Source organism: Streptomyces sp. NPDC107522, from assembly GCF_055657525.1.
Window position 1 is genome coordinate 59,892 of record NZ_JBVKAU010000008.1, and the last position, 16,263, is coordinate 76,154.

Consider the following 16,263-nt stretch of genomic DNA (forward strand, 5'->3'; position numbering starts at 1 on the left):
ACTTCAGCCTTCTTTCGTGCCTGTCCCAGCTGGTCCAACCTAATTGATCAGCGCGGCGCGTGAGCCGTCGTGGCGTCGTCGTCCGGCGCAACAACAGGTACGTCCGGCTTGCGCCCCGGTATCAACGCGGTGACGGCCGGCACGAAGAAGGCGGCCGTGAGCAGCGGCGGGGTGTTGAGCCCCCAGGCGGAGGCGACGGCCCCGCCCAGCAGGGCGCCGAGCGGCACCCCGGCGAAGGCCAGGGTGCGGAACGCCGAGGCCACCCGGCCCAGCAACTCGGCGGGGCTGCGCTGCTGCATGAGCGTCGTCGTGTTGACGTTCCACACCATGCCCAGCAGTCCGAAGACGACCAGGGCGGCCACCAGCACGGCCAGACTGCGCACGGTGCCCATGACGACGAGGGCCACGGTCTGCACGGTGCCGGCGAGCAGCACTGCCCGCATCCGGCCCAGACGTCTCACGATCCGTCCGTTCACCACTCCCCCGGCCAGGCCGCCGATGGTGAACGCGGCACCCGCCGCCGCATACCCCGCCGCACCGGCGTCCAGCCATCCCGTCACCAGGACGACCAGCGTGGCGAGCTGAGCGCCCATGCCGATGTTGCACAGCGCGGTGGCGACGCACAGACCTCGCAGGGCCCGGTCGTGCCACAGCGTGCGCAGTCCTTCCGCGATCTCCCTGCGCAGGGTGCTGCCGGCCGGGGCCGGCTTCCGCTCGGGTGCCTCGATCCGCAGCGAGGCCACCAGCAAGGCCGCCACCAGGAACGTGCCGGCGTCGGCCGCGAAGGGAACGGCGGCTCCCCCTGCCAGCAGCACCGGCACGACCGGCCCGCCCACCAGCCCACCGGCGATGCGCTGACCGGTCATGAGGCGGGCGTTCGCACTGCCGAGGGCCTCTCGGTCCACCAGGGCGGGGAGCAGGGCCGTGGAGGCGTTGTCGAAGAGCGTCTGGAGCGCGGTCAGGCTGAAGGCCAGCGCGATGAGCAGGCCGATCGAGGCGTGCCCGAGCGCCACGGCCACCGCGAACGCGCCGACCAGCAGACCTCGTAACGCGTCGACCATCCACATCGCGCACCGCTGGTCCACCCGGTCGGCGACAGCGCCGCCGAGCAACCCGAAGAGGATCCACGGCAGATAGCCGCAGGCGGTGACGGCGGCGATCAGCAGCGGCCGGTCCGTCAGCGTCACGGCGAGGAGCGGCAGGGCAGCCGTACGCAGGGAGTCACCGAAGCTGGAGAGCACGGCGGCACTCCACAGCCGTCCGAACCCCCCGCGCCACGCGGGCGCACGCACGCCCGCCGCTTCAGCCGTCGCCACAACGCCCCCTCCCGGTCCATCGACGCACACCATCGATGAACAAACCGTAGAGGGCACCACTGACAATCGGTCCGCGAGCGGCTCGGCGCCGGTGGGTCAAACGGGTCCGGCCCGGCACCCTCGGATGCCCGGCCGGTCCTCAACTTCTAGATCTCGCCCCGCAGTTTGGCGAGCGCCTCGGCGAGGATCGCCTCGCCGTCGGCGTCGCTGCGCCGTTCCCGTACATACGCGAGGTGCGTCTTGTAGGGCTCGGTGCGCGGCGGGTCCGGCGGGTTGTCCCGGTCCTGTCCTGCGGGAAAGCCGCAGCGCGGGCAGTCCCAGGTGTCGGGTACCTGCGCGTCGCTGGCGAAGCTCGGCTGCGTCTCGTGCCCGTTGGAGCACCAGAAGGAGATGCGCAGCCGCGGCGCGGACTCGCCGCGCTCGGCCTCGCCCATCGGCCCCGCCCCGACCCGGCTTCCTCGGATCGCGTTGCCACTTGCCACGGTCGTAACTCCCTGCGTGATGGTGCCGCGAAGCGAGTCGGCGTTTCGCTTCGCTGCGAGCGCCTCAGTCTACGTAAGGCCCAACGCGCGTCCAGTGATTGGAGTTACAGATCCCCCACACCTAGACGCAAGCCCCATGATAGGCCGCGCTCAGCTGCGCGTACCGAACATGGGGCCTTACGTACGGAATGTGCGTGCCGGTCAGTTGTTCACCTTCATCAGGATGCCGAGCACGACAATGCACGCGAACCACAGCAGACCGACCACGATGGTGATCCGGTCGAGGTTGCGCTCGGCGACCGACGAGCCGCCGACGGACGACTGCATACCGCCACCGAACATGTCGGAGAGGCCGCCGCCCTTCCCCTTGTGCATCAGCACCAGCAGCATCATCAGCAGGCTGAAGACGATCAGGGCGATGGAGAACCCCAGAACCACGGCTGGACCAACTTCCTCGGATTCGGATAACGACGGGGCCGAAGCTTGCTTGAAGCTTCACGCTCCAAAGAACAGCTTCGGCCCCGCAAGGGTACGACGAATCGCCGTTACCGCATACTCACTGGTCGCGGAACCGCACGATCTTGACGAACTCGTCGGCGTCCAGCGAGGCACCGCCGACCAGGGCGCCGTCGATGTCGGCCTGCGCCATGATCTCGGCGACGTTGCCGGACTTCACGGAGCCGCCGTACTGGATGCGGACCTTGTCGGCCAGCTCCTGCGAGTACAGCTCGGCGAGCTTGCCGCGGATGGCGGCGCAGACCTCCTGGGCGTCCTCGGCGCCGCAGACCTTGCCGGTGCCGATGGCCCAGACGGGCTCGTAGGCGATCACGATGGACTCGGCCTGCTCGGCGGGCAGGTCCTTCAGACCGCCTTCGACCTGGGCGAGCGTGTGCGGGACGGCGTTGCCGGCCTCGCGGACCTCCAGCTCCTCGCCGACGCACATGATCGGGGTGAGGCCGTGCTTGTAGGCGGCCTTGACCTTGGCGTTGACGATCTCGTCGGTCTCGGCGTGGTACTGGCGGCGCTCGGAGTGGCCGATCGCCACGTACGTGCACTTCAGCTTGGCCAGCATCGGGCCGGAGATCTCGCCGGTGTAGGCGCCGGAGTCGTGCGCCGAGATGTCCTGTGCGCCGTACTTGATCTTCAGCTTGTCGCCGTCGACCAGGGTCTGCACGGAGCGCAGGTCGGTGAAGGGCGGCAGGACGGCGACCTCGACGGCGTCGTAGTCCTTGTCCGCGAGGGCGAAGGCGAGCTTCTGGACGTGGGCGATGGCCTCGAGGTGGTTGAGGTTCATCTTCCAGTTGCCCGCCATCAGCGGCGTGCGCGTGCTCATAAAGGGTCAGTCCTCCAGTGCGGCGAGGCCGGGGAGCGTCTTGCCCTCGAGGTATTCGAGGGAGGCGCCGCCGCCGGTCGAGATGTGGCCGAATGCGTTCTCGTCGAAGCCCAGGGTGCGCACGGCCGCGGCGGAGTCGCCGCCGCCGACCACGGTGAAGCCCTTGGAGTCGACGAGGGCCTGGGCGACCGCCTTGGTGCCCTCGGCGTAGTCGGGGTGCTCGAAGACGCCCATGGGACCGTTCCAGAAGACGGTGGCGGCGTCGGCGAGCTTCGAGGCGTACAGCTTGCGGGTCTGAGGACCGATGTCCAGGCCCTCCTGGTCGGCGGGGATGGCGTCCGCGGCGACGGTCGTGGGGTTGGCCGGGGCCTTGGTCTTCAGGTCCGGGAACTCGGTGGAGACCAGGACGTCGACCGGCAGGACCAGCTCGACGCCGGTCTTCTCCGCGCGCTCGATGTACTCCTGCACGGCCGGGACCTGGTCCTCCTGGAGGAGGGAGATACCGACCTCGTAGCCCTTGGCCTTGAGGAAGGTGTAGGCCATGCCGCCGCCGATGAGGAGACGGTCGGCCTTGCCGAGCAGCTGGTCGATGACGGCGAGCTTGTCGGAGACCTTGGCACCGCCGAGCGCGACGACGTACGGCCGCTGGACGTCCTCGGTGAGCTTCTTCAGGACGCCGACCTCGGTGGCGATGAGGTGGCCGGCGTAGTGCGGGAGGCGGGCCGGAAGGTCGTAGACCGAGGCGTGCTTACGGTGGACCGCGCCGAAGCCGTCACCGACGTACACGTCGGCGAGGGCGGCCAGCTGGTCGGCGAAGGCGCCGCGCTCGGCGTCGTCCTTGGACGTCTCACCGGCGTTGAAGCGGAGGTTCTCGACGACCGCGACCTGGCCGTCGGTGAGACCGGCGACCGTGGCCTGCGCGGACTCGCCGACCGTGTCGGTCGCGAACGCGACGTCGGCGCCGAGGAGTTCACCGAGGCGGGCGGCGGCGGGAGCGAGGGAGAAGGCCGGGTCCGGAGCGCCCTTGGGGCGGCCCAGGTGCGAGGCGACGACCACGCGGGCGCCCGCCTCGGCGAGGGCCTTGACGGTGGGCAGCACGGCGCGGATACGGCCGTCGTCGGTGATGGTGGTGCCGTCCAGCGGCACGTTCAGGTCGGCGCGGACGAAGACCCGCTTGCCGGCGACGCCTTCGGAGAGAAGTTCGTCGATCGTCTTCATGAAGGGGACTCCTGAGAAGGGCTCGTGATCGCTCGGAAACGCTCGTGATCCAACAGGTCTGATCTGCACGTGAGTCAGGGCTCGGACGGCGCGTCCCTGCGCCGCCCGAGCCCTGCACTCACATCAATGTGCCTGCTCTGGATATCAGAGCTGGTTGCCGACGAAGACCGTCAGGTCGACGAGGCGGTTGGAGTAGCCCCACTCGTTGTCGTACCAGCCGATGACCTTCACGTTCTTGCCCTCCTGGACCATGGTCAGGGAGGAGTCGAAGGTGCAGGACGCCGGGGCGTTGACGATGTCGGAGGAGACGATCGGGTCCTCGGTGTACTCGAGGATGCCCTTCAGCTCGCCCTCGGCGGCCTTCTGGAAGGCGGCGTTGATCTCTTCCTTGGTGACCTCGCGGCCGAGCTCCAGGACGAGGTCGGTGACCGAGCCGGTCGGGACCGGGACGCGCATCGCGATGCCGTCCAGCTTGCCCTTGAGCTGCGGGAGGACCAGCGCGGTGGCCTTGGCGGCACCCGTGGTGGTCGGGATGATGTTCTCGGCGGCGGCACGCGCGCGGCGCAGGTCCTTGTGCGGGAAGTCCAGGATGCGCTGGTCGTTCGTGTACGCGTGCACCGTCGTCATCAGACCCTTGACGATGCCGAAGTTCTCGTCGAGGACCTTCGCCATCGGCGCCACACAGTTGGTGGTGCAGGAGGCGTTGGAGATGACGTGGTGGTTCGCCGGGTCGTACTTGTCGTTGTTGACGCCCATCACGATGGTGATGTCCTCGCCGGAGGCCGGAGCCGAGATGAGGACCTTCTTGGCGCCGCCGGCGATGTGCTTCTCGGCGTCGGCCTTCTTCGTGAAGATGCCGGTCGACTCGATGACGATGTCGACGCCCAGCTCGCCCCACGGGATGTCGGCGGGGTTGCGCTCGGACAGGACCTTGATGGTGTGGCCGTCGACAGTGATCGTGTCGGCGGTGTGGGTGACCTCCTGCTTGAGGCGGCCCAGAATCGTGTCGTACTTCAGCAGGTGAGCGGTGGTCGCAGTGTCACCCAGGTCGTTGACAGCCACGATCTCGATGTCAGCACCCTGCTCCAGCAGCGCGCGGAAGTAGTTGCGACCGATACGACCGAAGCCGTTGATGCCTACGCGGATCGTCACGAACCGATCTCCTCGTTGGTACGCCGGCCATGCGGTGCCGGCGAGCTCTATTTGGGATGTCCCCGACCGCCTACGACCCTACCTCTCTGAGGCCGCCGTGGTGACATCCAGATGCCTCATACACGGCACGGCGGTCCGTACCCGTCAGTAGGGGTACGGACCGCCTCGCCCGGAAGCCCGGATCACTCGATTTGGTCACTTGTGCGTCGCGCACTGTTGACCTCGGCGTGTCACTCGTCAAGTGAGTCGAGGGCCTTTCCGATGAGCGCCTTGCGGTCGGCCGCCGCGGAGACGTGCTCCAGGCCGAAGCCCAGCAGCACGGTGTCGTCCGTGGTGACCGCTCCATAGGTCTGGAACAGCGCTCCGGTGCGCGTCCAGTCCTTGAGTGCGGCCGGGCTGCCCGCGGGCGGTCCGGTCACCTTCCAGGCACCGAGCGACGACTCGAAGCCCTCGGTCCCGGTCGCCGTGCCGCCGATGACGAGCGAGGCCTGGTCGGCGAGGACGCCGCGTCCGCCGAAGCTCGGGTCGGAGACATAGCTGATCGAGACCTCGACCGACTTGCCGGCGTACGCGCTCAGGTCGAACTCGACCTGCTTCCAGCCCGCGGAGGCCCCGGTGAGGGCGTTCCACTGGCCGCTGGTGCCGGAGGCGGTGCAGCCGGCGGCCGACTGCGTCAGGTAGTGCCTGAGCCAGGGGTGCTCGGCCATGTAGAACCCTGCCTCGCATTCCGCCGGCGCGGCGTTGCTGCTGGCGCCGCCCTTCTCGGGGAGCGTCGTCCAGTCCTCGGCCCCGGTGGTGTGGGCCTCGATCAGGACGTTGTCGTAGCCGGGCTCGACGTCCCACAGCAGTTGGGTGCGCAGTGTGGGCTGCTGCGCCGCGGTCACACCGGTGAGATCGACGGTCCTGGTGAGCCGCTTGTAGGCGTCGTCGGTGTGCACGGCGGCCGCCATGTAGGAGCCGGCGTAGGGCCCGTACGGGTTGACGGTCCCGGCGAACTGGCCCGCGCCCGCGCTGGCGAACTGCGGGTACTTGTCGGCGGGGAGCTGGTCCGAGGTGACGCTGTAGCTCCCGGCCTTGTCGAGCGGGTTGCCGGTGGCGTCGCCGAGCGCTCCGGTGAAGCCGCCGAGCCTGCCGGAGCCGGTGAAGCCGGTGGCCCCCGTGGTCGACGTACGGGAGTAGGCGCCCAGGTAGTACTGGCTGAAGTCGTTCGACAGGGTGCCGCCGCCGAGGTCGACGGCGCCGCCGGCCTGTTCGCCCGCCTCCATCAGCTTGCCGCCCTCGTTGAGGAAGGCTCGCAGCTGGAGCTGGGTGGCGTTGCCGGGGACGTTCGCGCCGGTGTAGTGGACGACGGTGTCGAAGTGGCTCAGCACACCGAGGGCGTCGGGCGCGCCCTGCGTGGCGACGTCCCAGACGACCGCCTTGCGGCCGTTGGCCCTGAGCGCGTCGACGTACTTCTGCGCGTGCGTGGCGGTGGCGCCTTCCTCGGCGACCACGAGGACGTCCGCACGCGGCCGCTCGGCCACCGTGTACGCGAAGTGCTCGCTGGAGACCTTCTTCCCGCTCCTGGTCTCCCCGGTGAACCACACCTCGACCTTGTCGCCCGGGTCGCCGTCGGCGACCTTCGCCCGGTACTCGTCGAAGTAGAGGTTGTCCTCACCGCCGTATGTCTCGCCGCCCTTCCAGGGCTTGAGCCTCGTGTCCTTCGTACGGCCGCCGTTGACGCGGTACTTGAGCTCCTTGTCGCGGACGGACTTGCGTACGACGACGGAGACCTCCTGGTCCGCGCCCCGGGAGTACGACGTGGTGAACGGCGCCGGGGTGAAGTCGGCGGCCTTCAGGCCCACCGAGGACGACGGCTGGTCGGGATGCGCGGCGCTCTGAGCGACGGAGAGTGCGAACGGGATGTTCTTGGCGAACTCCTGCTGGATCAGCTTCTCGTCGTCCGGGAAGTTGAAGACCGACTGGCAGTCCCGCGCGTTCCACTGGTCGTTCGGGTCGATGTTCGACGCCGTCTGGCAGGTCGACATCTCGGGCGTGAACATCGCGATGCCGTTGACGTTCGAGGCGTGGCCGTCGGCCTCGCCGTTGGTGGTGTACAGCTCCGAGGAGACCTGCGGGTGGTAGCCGGGGACCGCGGGGTTGTCCGGCGTGCCGGCGAGCGCCTTGTAGAGGACGTCGTCCGGGGTGTTCGTGGCGACCTGCCAGCCGACGCCGTAGAGGATGAGTTCGGCCGCGGAGTGGTAGTTGATGCCGTAGTCGAAGCCGATACGGCGCTCGAAGGCGTCCAGCGCCTTGGTCTCGGGCTCGGAGGCCGGGGACGCGCCGCGGTAGGTCTCGCTGGTGGGGTTGGGGGACGAACCCTCGTCGTCGTAGCCCCACTTGTAGGGGAAGTTGCGGTTGAGATCGACCCCGTCGCCGGTGCTGATGGCGCCGTCGCCGTTGATGTCCCGCAGGTTCTTGCGCCACAGGCGGGTGGTGGAGTCCTTGAAGGTGTGGTCGTAGCCGTCGGGGTTGGCCGAGAGGACGAACCACAGCTCGGTCGAGTCGACGATCTTCTTGACCCGCTTGTCCGTCTTGTAGTTGTCCAGGTAGTAGTGCATCAGACGCCGGGTCATCTCCGGCGTGATCCACTCACGCGCGTGCTGGTTGGAGAGGTAGAGGACGGAGGGCTTGGTGCCGTCCTTCGTCTTCTTGGCGTTCTTGGTGAGCTTGAGCGCCAGGATGTCCTGGCCGCCCACCGTCTTGCCGATGGAGACGACCTTCGTGAGGCCGGGGTTCTCCTGTCCGGTCCGGACGATCTCCTCCTTCAGGCCCCCGCTTCCGCTGTACGGGCGGTACACGCCCGCCGCGGCCTTCTCGGTGCGGGCCTCGGCCTTGGCCGAGAGATCGTGCTCGGTGAGCTCGACGCCCTGCTTCTCGAGCTTCTTGGCCTGGTCGTCGGTGAGGTAGACCTCGACGGTGGCCGTGCCCTTCTCGGGCGCCTGCTCACTGAGTTCGTGTCCGTCCTGGCCGGCCGCGAGCAGCAGGGGTATCTGCTTCTTGGTGACCTCGGCGCGGAAGACCTTGACCTCGTTCGGGTCGGTGTCCTGTGAACTTCCTTGTTGCGCCTGGGCGATGGGTGCGATGCTCGCTCCGCCTATCAGGAGCGCGCCGACAGCGAGGATCGATCTCGCTCTATGTCTCATGAACCCCCCTAGCAGTGGTCCGCCACAGCAGCGAACACATGCCAGGCTCATGACAGTCCATGATCGAGTCAAGGGTGCGTCAAGGTGCATCAATGACGTGGAAACGCCGGTGCCGACGGCCCAAGTGGGCGTCGGCACCGGCGTTTTGGGTCGTGCGGTACGACCGTGTCGTCTTGCGCTACGACCGTGCTGTACGGCTCGTCAGCCTGCGAGGTTGTCCGCCAGCTCCTCGGTGAGGTTGGCCTCCGTGCCCGGGATGCCGAGGTCCTGGGCCCGCTTGTCGGCCATGGCCAGCAGCCGGCGGATACGGCCGGCGACGGCGTCCTTGGTCAGCGGCGGGTCGGCGAGCGCGCCCAACTCCTCCAGCGAGGCCTGCTTGTGCTCCATGCGCAGGCGTCCGGCGGCGGCGAGGTGCTCGGGGACCTCCTCACCGAGGATCTCCAGCGCACGCTGGACCCGGGCGCCCGCCGCGACTGCCGCGCGCGCGGAGCGGCGCAGGTTGGCGTCATCGAAGTTGGCCAGGCGGTTCGCCGTGGCGCGCACCTCGCGGCGCATCCGGCGCTCCTCCCAGGCCAGCACCGACTCGTGCGCGCCGAGCCGGGTCAGCAGGGCGCCGATCGCGTCGCCGTCCCGGACGACCACGCGGTCCACGCCGCGCACCTCGCGGGCCTTGGCGGCGATCGACAGCCGGCGGGCGGCGCCGACCAGGGCGAGCGCCGCCTCGGGGCCCGGACAGGTCACCTCCAGGGAGGAGGAGCGGCCGGGCTCGGTGAGCGAACCGTGCGCGAGGAAGGCACCGCGCCAGGCGGCCTCGGCGTCGCAGGTGGCCCCGGAGACCACCTGCGGGGGCAGGCCGCGGATCGGGCGGCCCCGCCCGTCGACCAGGCCGGTCTGGCGGGCCAGCTGGTCACCGCCCGCGACCACGCGCACGACGTAGCGCGAGCCGCGGCGCAGCCCGCCCGGCGCCATCACGATCAGTTCGGAGCTGTGGCCGAAGATCTCCAGGATGTCCCGCTTGAGCCGGCGGGCCGCCATCGCGGTGTCCAGCTCCGCCTCGATCACGATGCGTCCGCTGACCAGGTGGAGGCCGCCGGCGAACCGCAGAATGGCGGAGACCTCCGCCTTCCTGCAGCAGGTCCGGGTGACGGGGAGCCGGGAGATCTCATCCTTCACCGCTGCCGTCATCGCCATGGGCCGATCCTTCCATGCATCCGAAAAATACGGTCGTACGCGGCGGCCAGCAGCTCCGGGTCGTGCCGGGGCGTCCCGTCCCTCCGGGCCACCGGGGCCAGCTCGACCGCGGCACCGAGCCGCTTGGCGGCCTCGGTGAGCACATCCCGGTCCGGCACGGCGGCCTCGTCGGCCAGCACCACGTCCAGGGCGAGTTTAGGGGCGTGTCGTCCCAAAACCTCCAAATGACGCTGCGGTGAGAAGCCTTCGGTTTCTCCCGGCTGCGGGGCGAGGTTCAGCGAGAGTACCCGGCGCGCCTTCGTCTCGATCAAGGCGTCGAGGAGTTCCGGCACCAGCAGGTGCGGGATGACCGAGGAGAACCACGAGCCCGGGCCGAGCACCACCCAGTCCGCGTCCCGGACGGCGGCGACGGCCTCCGGAACGGCGGGCGGGTCGTGCGGGACGAGGTGCACCGACTGCACCTCACCGGGGGTGAGGGCGACGGTGGCCTGGCCGCGCACGGTGTCGACGTCCTCGGGCCGGTCCGGGTCGTGCCCCTTGACCAGGGCCTGCAGCTCCAGCGGCACGGCGGACATGGGCAGCACGCGCCCTTGGGCGCCGAGCAGCCTGCCGACCAGGTCGAGGGCCTGGACGTGGTCGCCGAGCTGTTCCCACAGGGCGACGATCAGCAGATTGCCGACCGCGTGGTCGTGCAGGTCGCCCTTGGAGTGGAACCGGTGCTGGATGACGCGGGCCCAGGTCTGACCCCAGTCGTCGTCCCCGCACAGCGCGGCCAGCGCCTTGCGCAGGTCGCCGGGCGGCAGCACGCCCAGTTCGTCGCGCAGGCGCCCGCTGGAGCCGCCGTCGTCGGCCACGGTGACGACGGCGGTGAGGTCGCCGGTGATCCGGCGCAGCGCGGCGAGTGAGGCGGACAGGCCCATGCCGCCGCCGAGGGCGACGACCTTGGGCTGGGTGCCCCGGCGCCGCGGCCTGGCACCGCGGGCCTCGGCGGGCCGGCCGGCGCGCGACTCGGGCACCGCTCGGCGCAGCCTGCTCAGCCGGGGAGTACGTCCCGTCATTCGCGTCCCATGTCCCGGTGCACGACCACCGTCTCCACGCCCTGGGCGGCAAGGCGCGCTGCGAGCTTCTCCGATGTGGCGACCGAGCGGTGCTTGCCGCCGGTGCAGCCGACCGCGATCGTCACGTACCGCTTGCCCTCGCGACGGTACCCGGCCGCGATCAGCTGGAGCAGCTCGGAGTAGCGGTCGATGAACTCCTTCGCGCCGGGCTGGTTGAAGACGTACGCCGCGACCTCCTCGTTCAGGCCGGTGTAGGGGCGCAGCTCCGGGACCCAGTGCGGGTTGGGCAGGAAGCGCATGTCCACGACCAGGTCGGCGTCGACCGGGAGGCCGTACTTGAAGCCGAAGGACATGACGGTGGCCCGCAGCTCGGGCTCCTCCTCTCCGGCGAACTGGGCGTCCATCTTGGCCCGCAGCTCGTGCACATTGAGGCTGGAGGTGTCGATCACCAGGTCGGCGTCGCCGCGCAGCTCACGCAGCAGCTCGCGCTCGGCGGCGATGCCGTCGACGATACGGCCGTCACCCTGGAGGGGGTGCGGGCGGCGCACCGACTCGAAGCGGCGCACCAGGGCGTCGTCGGAGGACTCCAGGAAGACGATCCGGCGCGTCACGCCCCGCGTGTCGAGGTCGGAGAGGGACTCGCGGAGGTTGTCGAAGAAGCGCCGGCCCCGGACGTCGACGACCACCGCGATCCGGGCGACGTTGCCCTGGGAGCGGGCGCCGAGCTCCACCATGGTGGGGATCAGCGCGGGCGGGAGGTTGTCGACGACGAACCAGCCGAGGTCCTCCAGGCACTTGGCCGCCGTCGAGCGGCCCGCCCCGGACATGCCGGAGATGATCACCAGCTCCGGGATGGCCGCCTCGGGAACTCCGGCCGCATCGCCGTTCGTGCCGGTACTCACCTGTGCTCCGTCTCCGTTTTGGCCTAGTTGCCCGTCGTGCTTGTTCACATTCATGTCTCCTGCCCCCGTCGCTCGTCCGGGGCGCCCGTCCGTACGGGTTCCCCGCCGGAACCCATGGTGGCGGGTTCCTCCTCCATGATCTCTCCAGTCGCCGTGTTCACGGCGGGTGCGGCCGGTGCCGCCTGGGCAAGTGCCACGGCGATCGTCTCGGCCGTCTTTCGGCCTATGCCGGGCACCTCACAGATCTGGTCGATGGTGGCGGATCGAAGTTTCTTCAACGAACCGAAATGTTTCAGCAGTGCCTGCTTACGCGCATCTCCGAGCCCCGGCACGTCGTCCAGCGGGCTCGCCCGGAAACGTTTGGCCCGCTTCGTGCGCTGATAGGTGATCGCGAAACGGTGGGCCTCGTCGCGGACGCGCTGCAGCAGATACAGGCCCTCACTGGTGCGGGGCAGGACCACCGGATCGTCGTCCTCCGGCAGCCAGACCTCCTCCAGTCGCTTGGCGAGGCCGCACACGGCCACGTCGTCGATCCCGAGCTCGTCAAGGGCCCTCTTGGCGGCCGCGACCTGGGGCTGCCCACCGTCGACGACGACGAGCTGCGGCGGGTACGCGAAGCGCTTGGGGCGGCCGTCGTCGTCCTTGAGGCCGTTGGCGAGGGGCTCGTCGGACGAGGTGAGGGTGCTCTCCGCGTCGGAGGCCGCAAGGGTGTTCTCGCCTTCGGCCCACTCCCCCGTCTTCTCCTTCTCGGCGAGGTAGCGCTTGAAGCGCCGGGTGATCACCTCGTGCATGGAGCGGACGTCGTCCTGACCCTCGAAGCCCTTGATCTGGAAGCGGCGGTACTCGCTCTTGCGCTGCAGGCCGTCCTCGAAGACGACCATGGAGGCCACCACGTCGTCGCCCTGAAGGTGCGAGATGTCGTAGCACTCGATCCTGAGGGGGGCGCTGTCCAGGTCGAGGGCGTCGGCGATCTCCTCCAGCGCGCGCGAGCGCGTGGTCAGGTCGGAGGCGCGCTTGGTCTTGTGCAGGGCGAGAGCCTGCTTGGCGTTGCGCTCGACGGTCTCCATGAGGGCGCGCTTGTCGCCGCGCTGCGGGATGCGCAGCGACACGTTCGAGCCGCGTCGCCCGGTGAGCCACTCCTGCACGGGCTCCACCGGCTCGGGCAGGGCCGGGACGAGGACCTCCTTGGGAACGGCGTCCCCGGTCTCCTCGCCGTAGAGCTGCTGGAGGGCGTGCTCGACGAGGGCGCCGGTGGTGATCTCCTCGACCTTGTCGGTGACCCAGCCGCGCTGGCCGCGCACCCGGCCGCCGCGGACGTGGAAGATCTGCACGGCCGCTTCCAGCTCGTCCTCGGCGACGGCGATGAGGTCGGCGTCGGTCGCGTCGGCGAGCACGACCGCGTTCTTCTCCATGGCCTTCTTCAGTGCCTCGATGTCGTCGCGCAGGCGGGCGGCCCGCTCGTACTCCATCTCCTCGGCCGCCTCCATCATCTGCTTCTCGAGGCGGCGGATGTAGGTGGCCGTACGGCCGGTCATGAAGTCGCAGAACTCGTCGGCCAGTTCACGGTGTTCCTCGGCGGAGACGCGGTCCACGCAGGGGGCGGAGCACTTGCCGATGTAGCCGAGCAGGCAGGGGCGGCCGGTGCGGCGGGCGTTCTTGAAGACACCGGCCGAGCAGGTACGCACGGGGAAGACGCGCAGGAGGAGGTCGACGGTGTCGCGGATCGCCCACGCGTGCGCGTACGGCCCGAAATACCGGACGCCCTTCTTCTTGTGACCGCGCATCACCTGCACGCGCGGGTACTCCTCGTTCATCGTCACCGCGAGGTACGGGTAGCTCTTGTCGTCGCGGTACTTGACGTTGAACCGGGGGTCGTACTCCTTGATCCAGGAGTACTCCAGCTGCAAGGCCTCGACCTCGGTGGACACCACGGTCCACTCCACGGACGCGGCCGTGGTGACCATCGTGCGGGTGCGCGGGTGGAGTCCCGCCAGGTCCTGGAAGTAGTTCGCCAGGCGCTGGCGCAGGCTCTTCGCCTTTCCGACGTAGATCACCCGGCGGTGCTCGTCGCGGAACCTGTACACCCCGGGAGAGTCCGGGATCTGTCCCGGCTTGGGGCGGTAGCTGGAGGGGTCGGCCATGTCTCACACCCTACTGGCGAGGGGTGACAGTCCGGCGAGGCTGTGGACAACCTCGCTGTGCGCTCGGCGGGCGCCGCCGACGGGAGAAACGGCCGGCACACGGGGTGGTCGTCCCGGGCTCCTGGTCTCGGTGCCGGACACCACGGTGACATGTCGCGGCACCGCGTGGCGGGGCCCGGACAGCCCGGCTCAGGACCTCAGCGTGGCTCCCGTGGACCGCCGTCGGCCGCGCGGTCCGCCACAGCGGCGTTCGTGATCGCGAGAACCCCGGTGCCACGCACCCGGCTGTCGGCCGTCAGCGTGAGCGGACTGACGCCCAGAGCGGCGGCGATCTCGGGAGCGAGATCGAAGGCAGCCCACTTCCACTCGTCCTGGTCGTCCTCGCTCTCCTTCGCCTCGTCCCAGGTCGGTGACAGTCCCAGCTCCTTGCGCCGGGCCCTTTCGAAGGGCAGCGGTTCGCCGAGGGTGAGCAGGGCGTCCTCGCCCTCCCCCGTCTCGCTGTAACGTCGCAGCACCGTGCCCCGCTCGGCGACGAGCCAGGCCGAACCATCGCCCTGCATGCCGTAGTAGTACGCCTGTGCCCGGCCGTATCGTGCGCTCAGCTCCACGCACAGGCGCAGCACCTCGTCGCTGCGCGCGCTGTCGCACGGATCGCACCACGGGCCGATGACCAGCGTCCAGCCGTCGACCTCCGGGCTCACGTACACCCGAGCCAGACCGTCGGGATTGTCGTCCGCCCCTCCGTGGCCGTCCTCGTCGATGATCACCTCGGCCTCCGCGAAGGTCACCGGCCTCGGCCGGCTGAGCCCCAGCGTCGTCATGACCCCGGCCTGGTCACCGGTCGGTACCGCGATCCAGTACAGCCAGCACGTCGCCAGGGGCCGTGGCTGATCATCCGTCGAATGCACGACCACACCCTGCCATGCCCGCAGGCGTATCCGGATTCGGGGCATCTCCCCACGACTTGAGGCAGCCGCGCGTGTGAAGGCATCGGGACTCGGCCAGCCGTGCGCCGCTGTTGGACATCAGGTGTTGTCGGGACTTTGTCAACACGCTTCAATGCGGGGGAACTCGGGGCCGTGAACGACGGCGTACGGATGTGAAGGCCCCTGCCGTCCCACGGGGTGGCCCCGACGAGCCGCGCGAACGGTCCGACCAGCCGTTGTGAACAACCACAGAAAGGCCCCTGCATGCCGCACGCCACACAGCACGCGGACGTCCCTGCCGTCGCCACCGCGGAACTGGACACGGCCCTGCGAGGCGGCCCCTTCCACGTCGCCCTGCGTGCCGCGATAGCCGCCCGGGGACTGCCGCTGCAGCGCGTGCAGCACCATCTGTCGCGTCGCGGCGTGAAGGTGGGCGTCACCAGCCTCAGCTACTGGCAGCAGGGGGCGCGCCGACCGCAGCGCCCCGAGTCACTGCGTGCGGTACGGGCGCTGGAGGAGATACTCCAGCTGCCGGAGGAGTCCCTGATCCGGCTGCTCGCCGAGGCCGACGACCACTCGGCCCTTCAGCGGCCCGCGGCACGCTCCTACCGCTCCCTGGTGGAGGCCTCGGGCGTCCTGGAACAGCTGCTGGCCGAACTGGACTGGCCCGTCGACGGCGGCGTGCACACCCTCGCCCACCACGAGCGGGTACGGATCGGCGCACGCCGTGAGCTGGCGGGACGCGAGTCCCACCACATCGTGCGCGCCCACAAGGACGGCGTGGACCGCTTCGTCGCCGTGCATCACGGCGACCCGGGGTGCGTACCGGAGCGCATGACGGTCCGGGCCCTGGAGAACTGCCGCACGGGACGGGTCCGGTGGCACCACGACACCGGTGTCCTCGTGGCCGAGATGCTCTTCGACAGGCGTCTGCGGGCCGGCGACACCTACCTCTTCCGTTACGGCGTCGAGGACGGCACGGCCGACGTGTCCCGTGAATACGCCCGCGGCTTTCCTCTTGCGGGCGGCCAGTACGCCCTCCAGGTCCGTTTCGCCGAGAACTCCCTCCCCGTCCGCTGCCACCGCTTCGCCCAGCACTCGGCGGCAGCGCCCCGCAGCGGCCGCCAAGGGCTGGCCCTCAGCGGACTGCACCACTCCGTCCACCTTGTCGAGCCACGGGTGCGGACGGGGATCGTGGGCATCGGGTGGGAGTGGGAGTGAGGCGCCCTCGCTCCATCCTGGCCTCGGCCCGGCGGACCGCCACCTTCTGATCCAAGTACGGCTGACGTCCCCCGGGACAGGCAGCGAGAGGACGTAAACGATTGCGCAAGCGTTTACGTCCGGCTCGGAATGGGATAC

The 16,263-nt window shown here is 69.6% G+C and carries 13 protein-coding genes; 1 reads left to right on the top strand and 12 read right to left on the bottom strand.

Annotated features, from left to right (window positions below; genetic code table 11):
• Window positions 1–47: 47 nt before the first annotated feature.
• From ACZ7L6_RS25505 to ACZ7L6_RS25560, 12 genes are all read right to left on the bottom strand, one after another.
• Window positions 48–1,316, bottom strand: coding sequence for an MFS transporter (locus ACZ7L6_RS25505; protein ID WP_471927630.1), 1,269 nt, complete (start codon window positions 1,314–1,316; stop codon window positions 48–50).
• 146 nt (window positions 1,317–1,462) lie between these two features.
• Window positions 1,463–1,798 carry an RNA polymerase-binding protein RbpA gene (locus ACZ7L6_RS25510; protein WP_003957010.1) on the bottom strand — a complete coding sequence of 112 codons (336 nt, stop codon included), beginning with the start codon at window positions 1,796–1,798 and terminating at the stop codon, window positions 1,463–1,465.
• A gap of 201 nt (window positions 1,799–1,999) precedes the next feature.
• Window positions 2,000–2,230 (bottom strand): preprotein translocase subunit SecG, encoded by a 231-nt coding sequence (gene secG, locus ACZ7L6_RS25515; protein ID WP_062713769.1) that lies wholly within the window; start codon window positions 2,228–2,230, stop codon window positions 2,000–2,002.
• 124 nt (window positions 2,231–2,354) lie between these two features.
• Window positions 2,355–3,131 carry a triose-phosphate isomerase gene (tpiA, locus tag ACZ7L6_RS25520; protein WP_471927632.1) on the bottom strand — a complete coding sequence of 259 codons (777 nt, stop codon included), beginning with the start codon at window positions 3,129–3,131 and terminating at the stop codon, window positions 2,355–2,357.
• Between the two features lie 6 nt (window positions 3,132–3,137).
• Window positions 3,138–4,349, bottom strand: coding sequence for a phosphoglycerate kinase (locus tag ACZ7L6_RS25525; protein ID WP_471927634.1), 1,212 nt, complete (start codon window positions 4,347–4,349; stop codon window positions 3,138–3,140).
• Between the two features lie 144 nt (window positions 4,350–4,493).
• Window positions 4,494–5,501 (bottom strand): type I glyceraldehyde-3-phosphate dehydrogenase, encoded by a 1,008-nt coding sequence (gene gap, locus ACZ7L6_RS25530; protein ID WP_394726396.1) that lies wholly within the window; start codon window positions 5,499–5,501, stop codon window positions 4,494–4,496.
• A 230-nt stretch (window positions 5,502–5,731) separates the two neighbouring features.
• A complete protein-coding gene (locus ACZ7L6_RS25535) occupies window positions 5,732–8,686 on the bottom strand; it encodes a M14 family metallopeptidase (RefSeq protein WP_471927636.1) in 2,955 nt (984 codons plus the stop codon).
• 201 nt (window positions 8,687–8,887) lie between these two features.
• The gene (gene whiA, locus ACZ7L6_RS25540; RefSeq protein ID WP_004002132.1) at window positions 8,888–9,877 is read right to left on the bottom strand and encodes a DNA-binding protein WhiA; all 990 of its coding nucleotides are present in this window, start codon (window positions 9,875–9,877) and stop codon (window positions 8,888–8,890) included.
• Entirely contained in the window at window positions 9,868–10,935 is a 1,068-nt protein-coding gene (locus ACZ7L6_RS25545) for a gluconeogenesis factor YvcK family protein (protein WP_471927638.1), read from the bottom strand. The genes whiA and ACZ7L6_RS25545 overlap by 10 nt, the downstream gene beginning before the upstream one ends.
• Entirely contained in the window at window positions 10,932–11,891 is a 960-nt protein-coding gene (gene rapZ / locus ACZ7L6_RS25550) for an RNase adapter RapZ (protein WP_471927640.1), read from the bottom strand. The genes ACZ7L6_RS25545 and rapZ overlap by 4 nt, the downstream gene beginning before the upstream one ends.
• The gene (gene uvrC, locus ACZ7L6_RS25555; RefSeq protein ID WP_471927642.1) at window positions 11,888–13,978 is read right to left on the bottom strand and encodes an excinuclease ABC subunit UvrC; all 2,091 of its coding nucleotides are present in this window, start codon (window positions 13,976–13,978) and stop codon (window positions 11,888–11,890) included. Before uvrC ends, rapZ begins: the two co-directional genes overlap by 4 nt.
• Before the next feature lie 197 nt (window positions 13,979–14,175).
• Window positions 14,176–14,886 (bottom strand): hypothetical protein, encoded by a 711-nt coding sequence (locus ACZ7L6_RS25560; RefSeq protein ID WP_471927644.1) that lies wholly within the window; start codon window positions 14,884–14,886, stop codon window positions 14,176–14,178.
• A gap of 282 nt (window positions 14,887–15,168) precedes the next feature.
• Here ACZ7L6_RS25560 and ACZ7L6_RS25565 point away from each other — a divergent pair, with 282 nt between their 5' ends.
• Window positions 15,169–16,125: a hypothetical protein gene (locus ACZ7L6_RS25565; RefSeq protein WP_471927646.1), complete on the top strand. Its 957-nt coding sequence runs from the start codon at window positions 15,169–15,171 to the stop codon at window positions 16,123–16,125.
• The last annotated feature ends 138 nt before the right edge of the window (window positions 16,126–16,263 follow it).

Bases quoted from the DNA above. Each gene is read 5' to 3' on its own strand.
- tpiA (WP_471927632.1), bottom strand. From the start codon at position 3,131: ATGAGCACGCGCACGCCGCTGATGGCGGGCAACTGGAAGATGAACCTC.
- ACZ7L6_RS25525 (WP_471927634.1), bottom strand. From the start codon at position 4,349: ATGAAGACGATCGACGAACTTCTCTCCGAAGGCGTCGCCGGCAAGCGG.
- ACZ7L6_RS25535 (WP_471927636.1), bottom strand. From the start codon at position 8,686: ATGAGACATAGAGCGAGATCGATCCTCGCTGTCGGCGCGCTCCTGATA.
- whiA (WP_004002132.1), bottom strand. From the start codon at position 9,877: ATGGCGATGACGGCAGCGGTGAAGGATGAGATCTCCCGGCTCCCCGTC.
- ACZ7L6_RS25545 (WP_471927638.1), bottom strand. From the start codon at position 10,935: ATGACGGGACGTACTCCCCGGCTGAGCAGGCTGCGCCGAGCGGTGCCC.
- rapZ (WP_471927640.1), bottom strand. From the start codon at position 11,891: ATGAATGTGAACAAGCACGACGGGCAACTAGGCCAAAACGGAGACGGA.
- uvrC (WP_471927642.1), bottom strand. From the start codon at position 13,978: ATGGCCGACCCCTCCAGCTACCGCCCCAAGCCGGGACAGATCCCGGAC.
- ACZ7L6_RS25565 (WP_471927646.1), top strand. From the start codon at position 15,169: ATGCCGCACGCCACACAGCACGCGGACGTCCCTGCCGTCGCCACCGCG.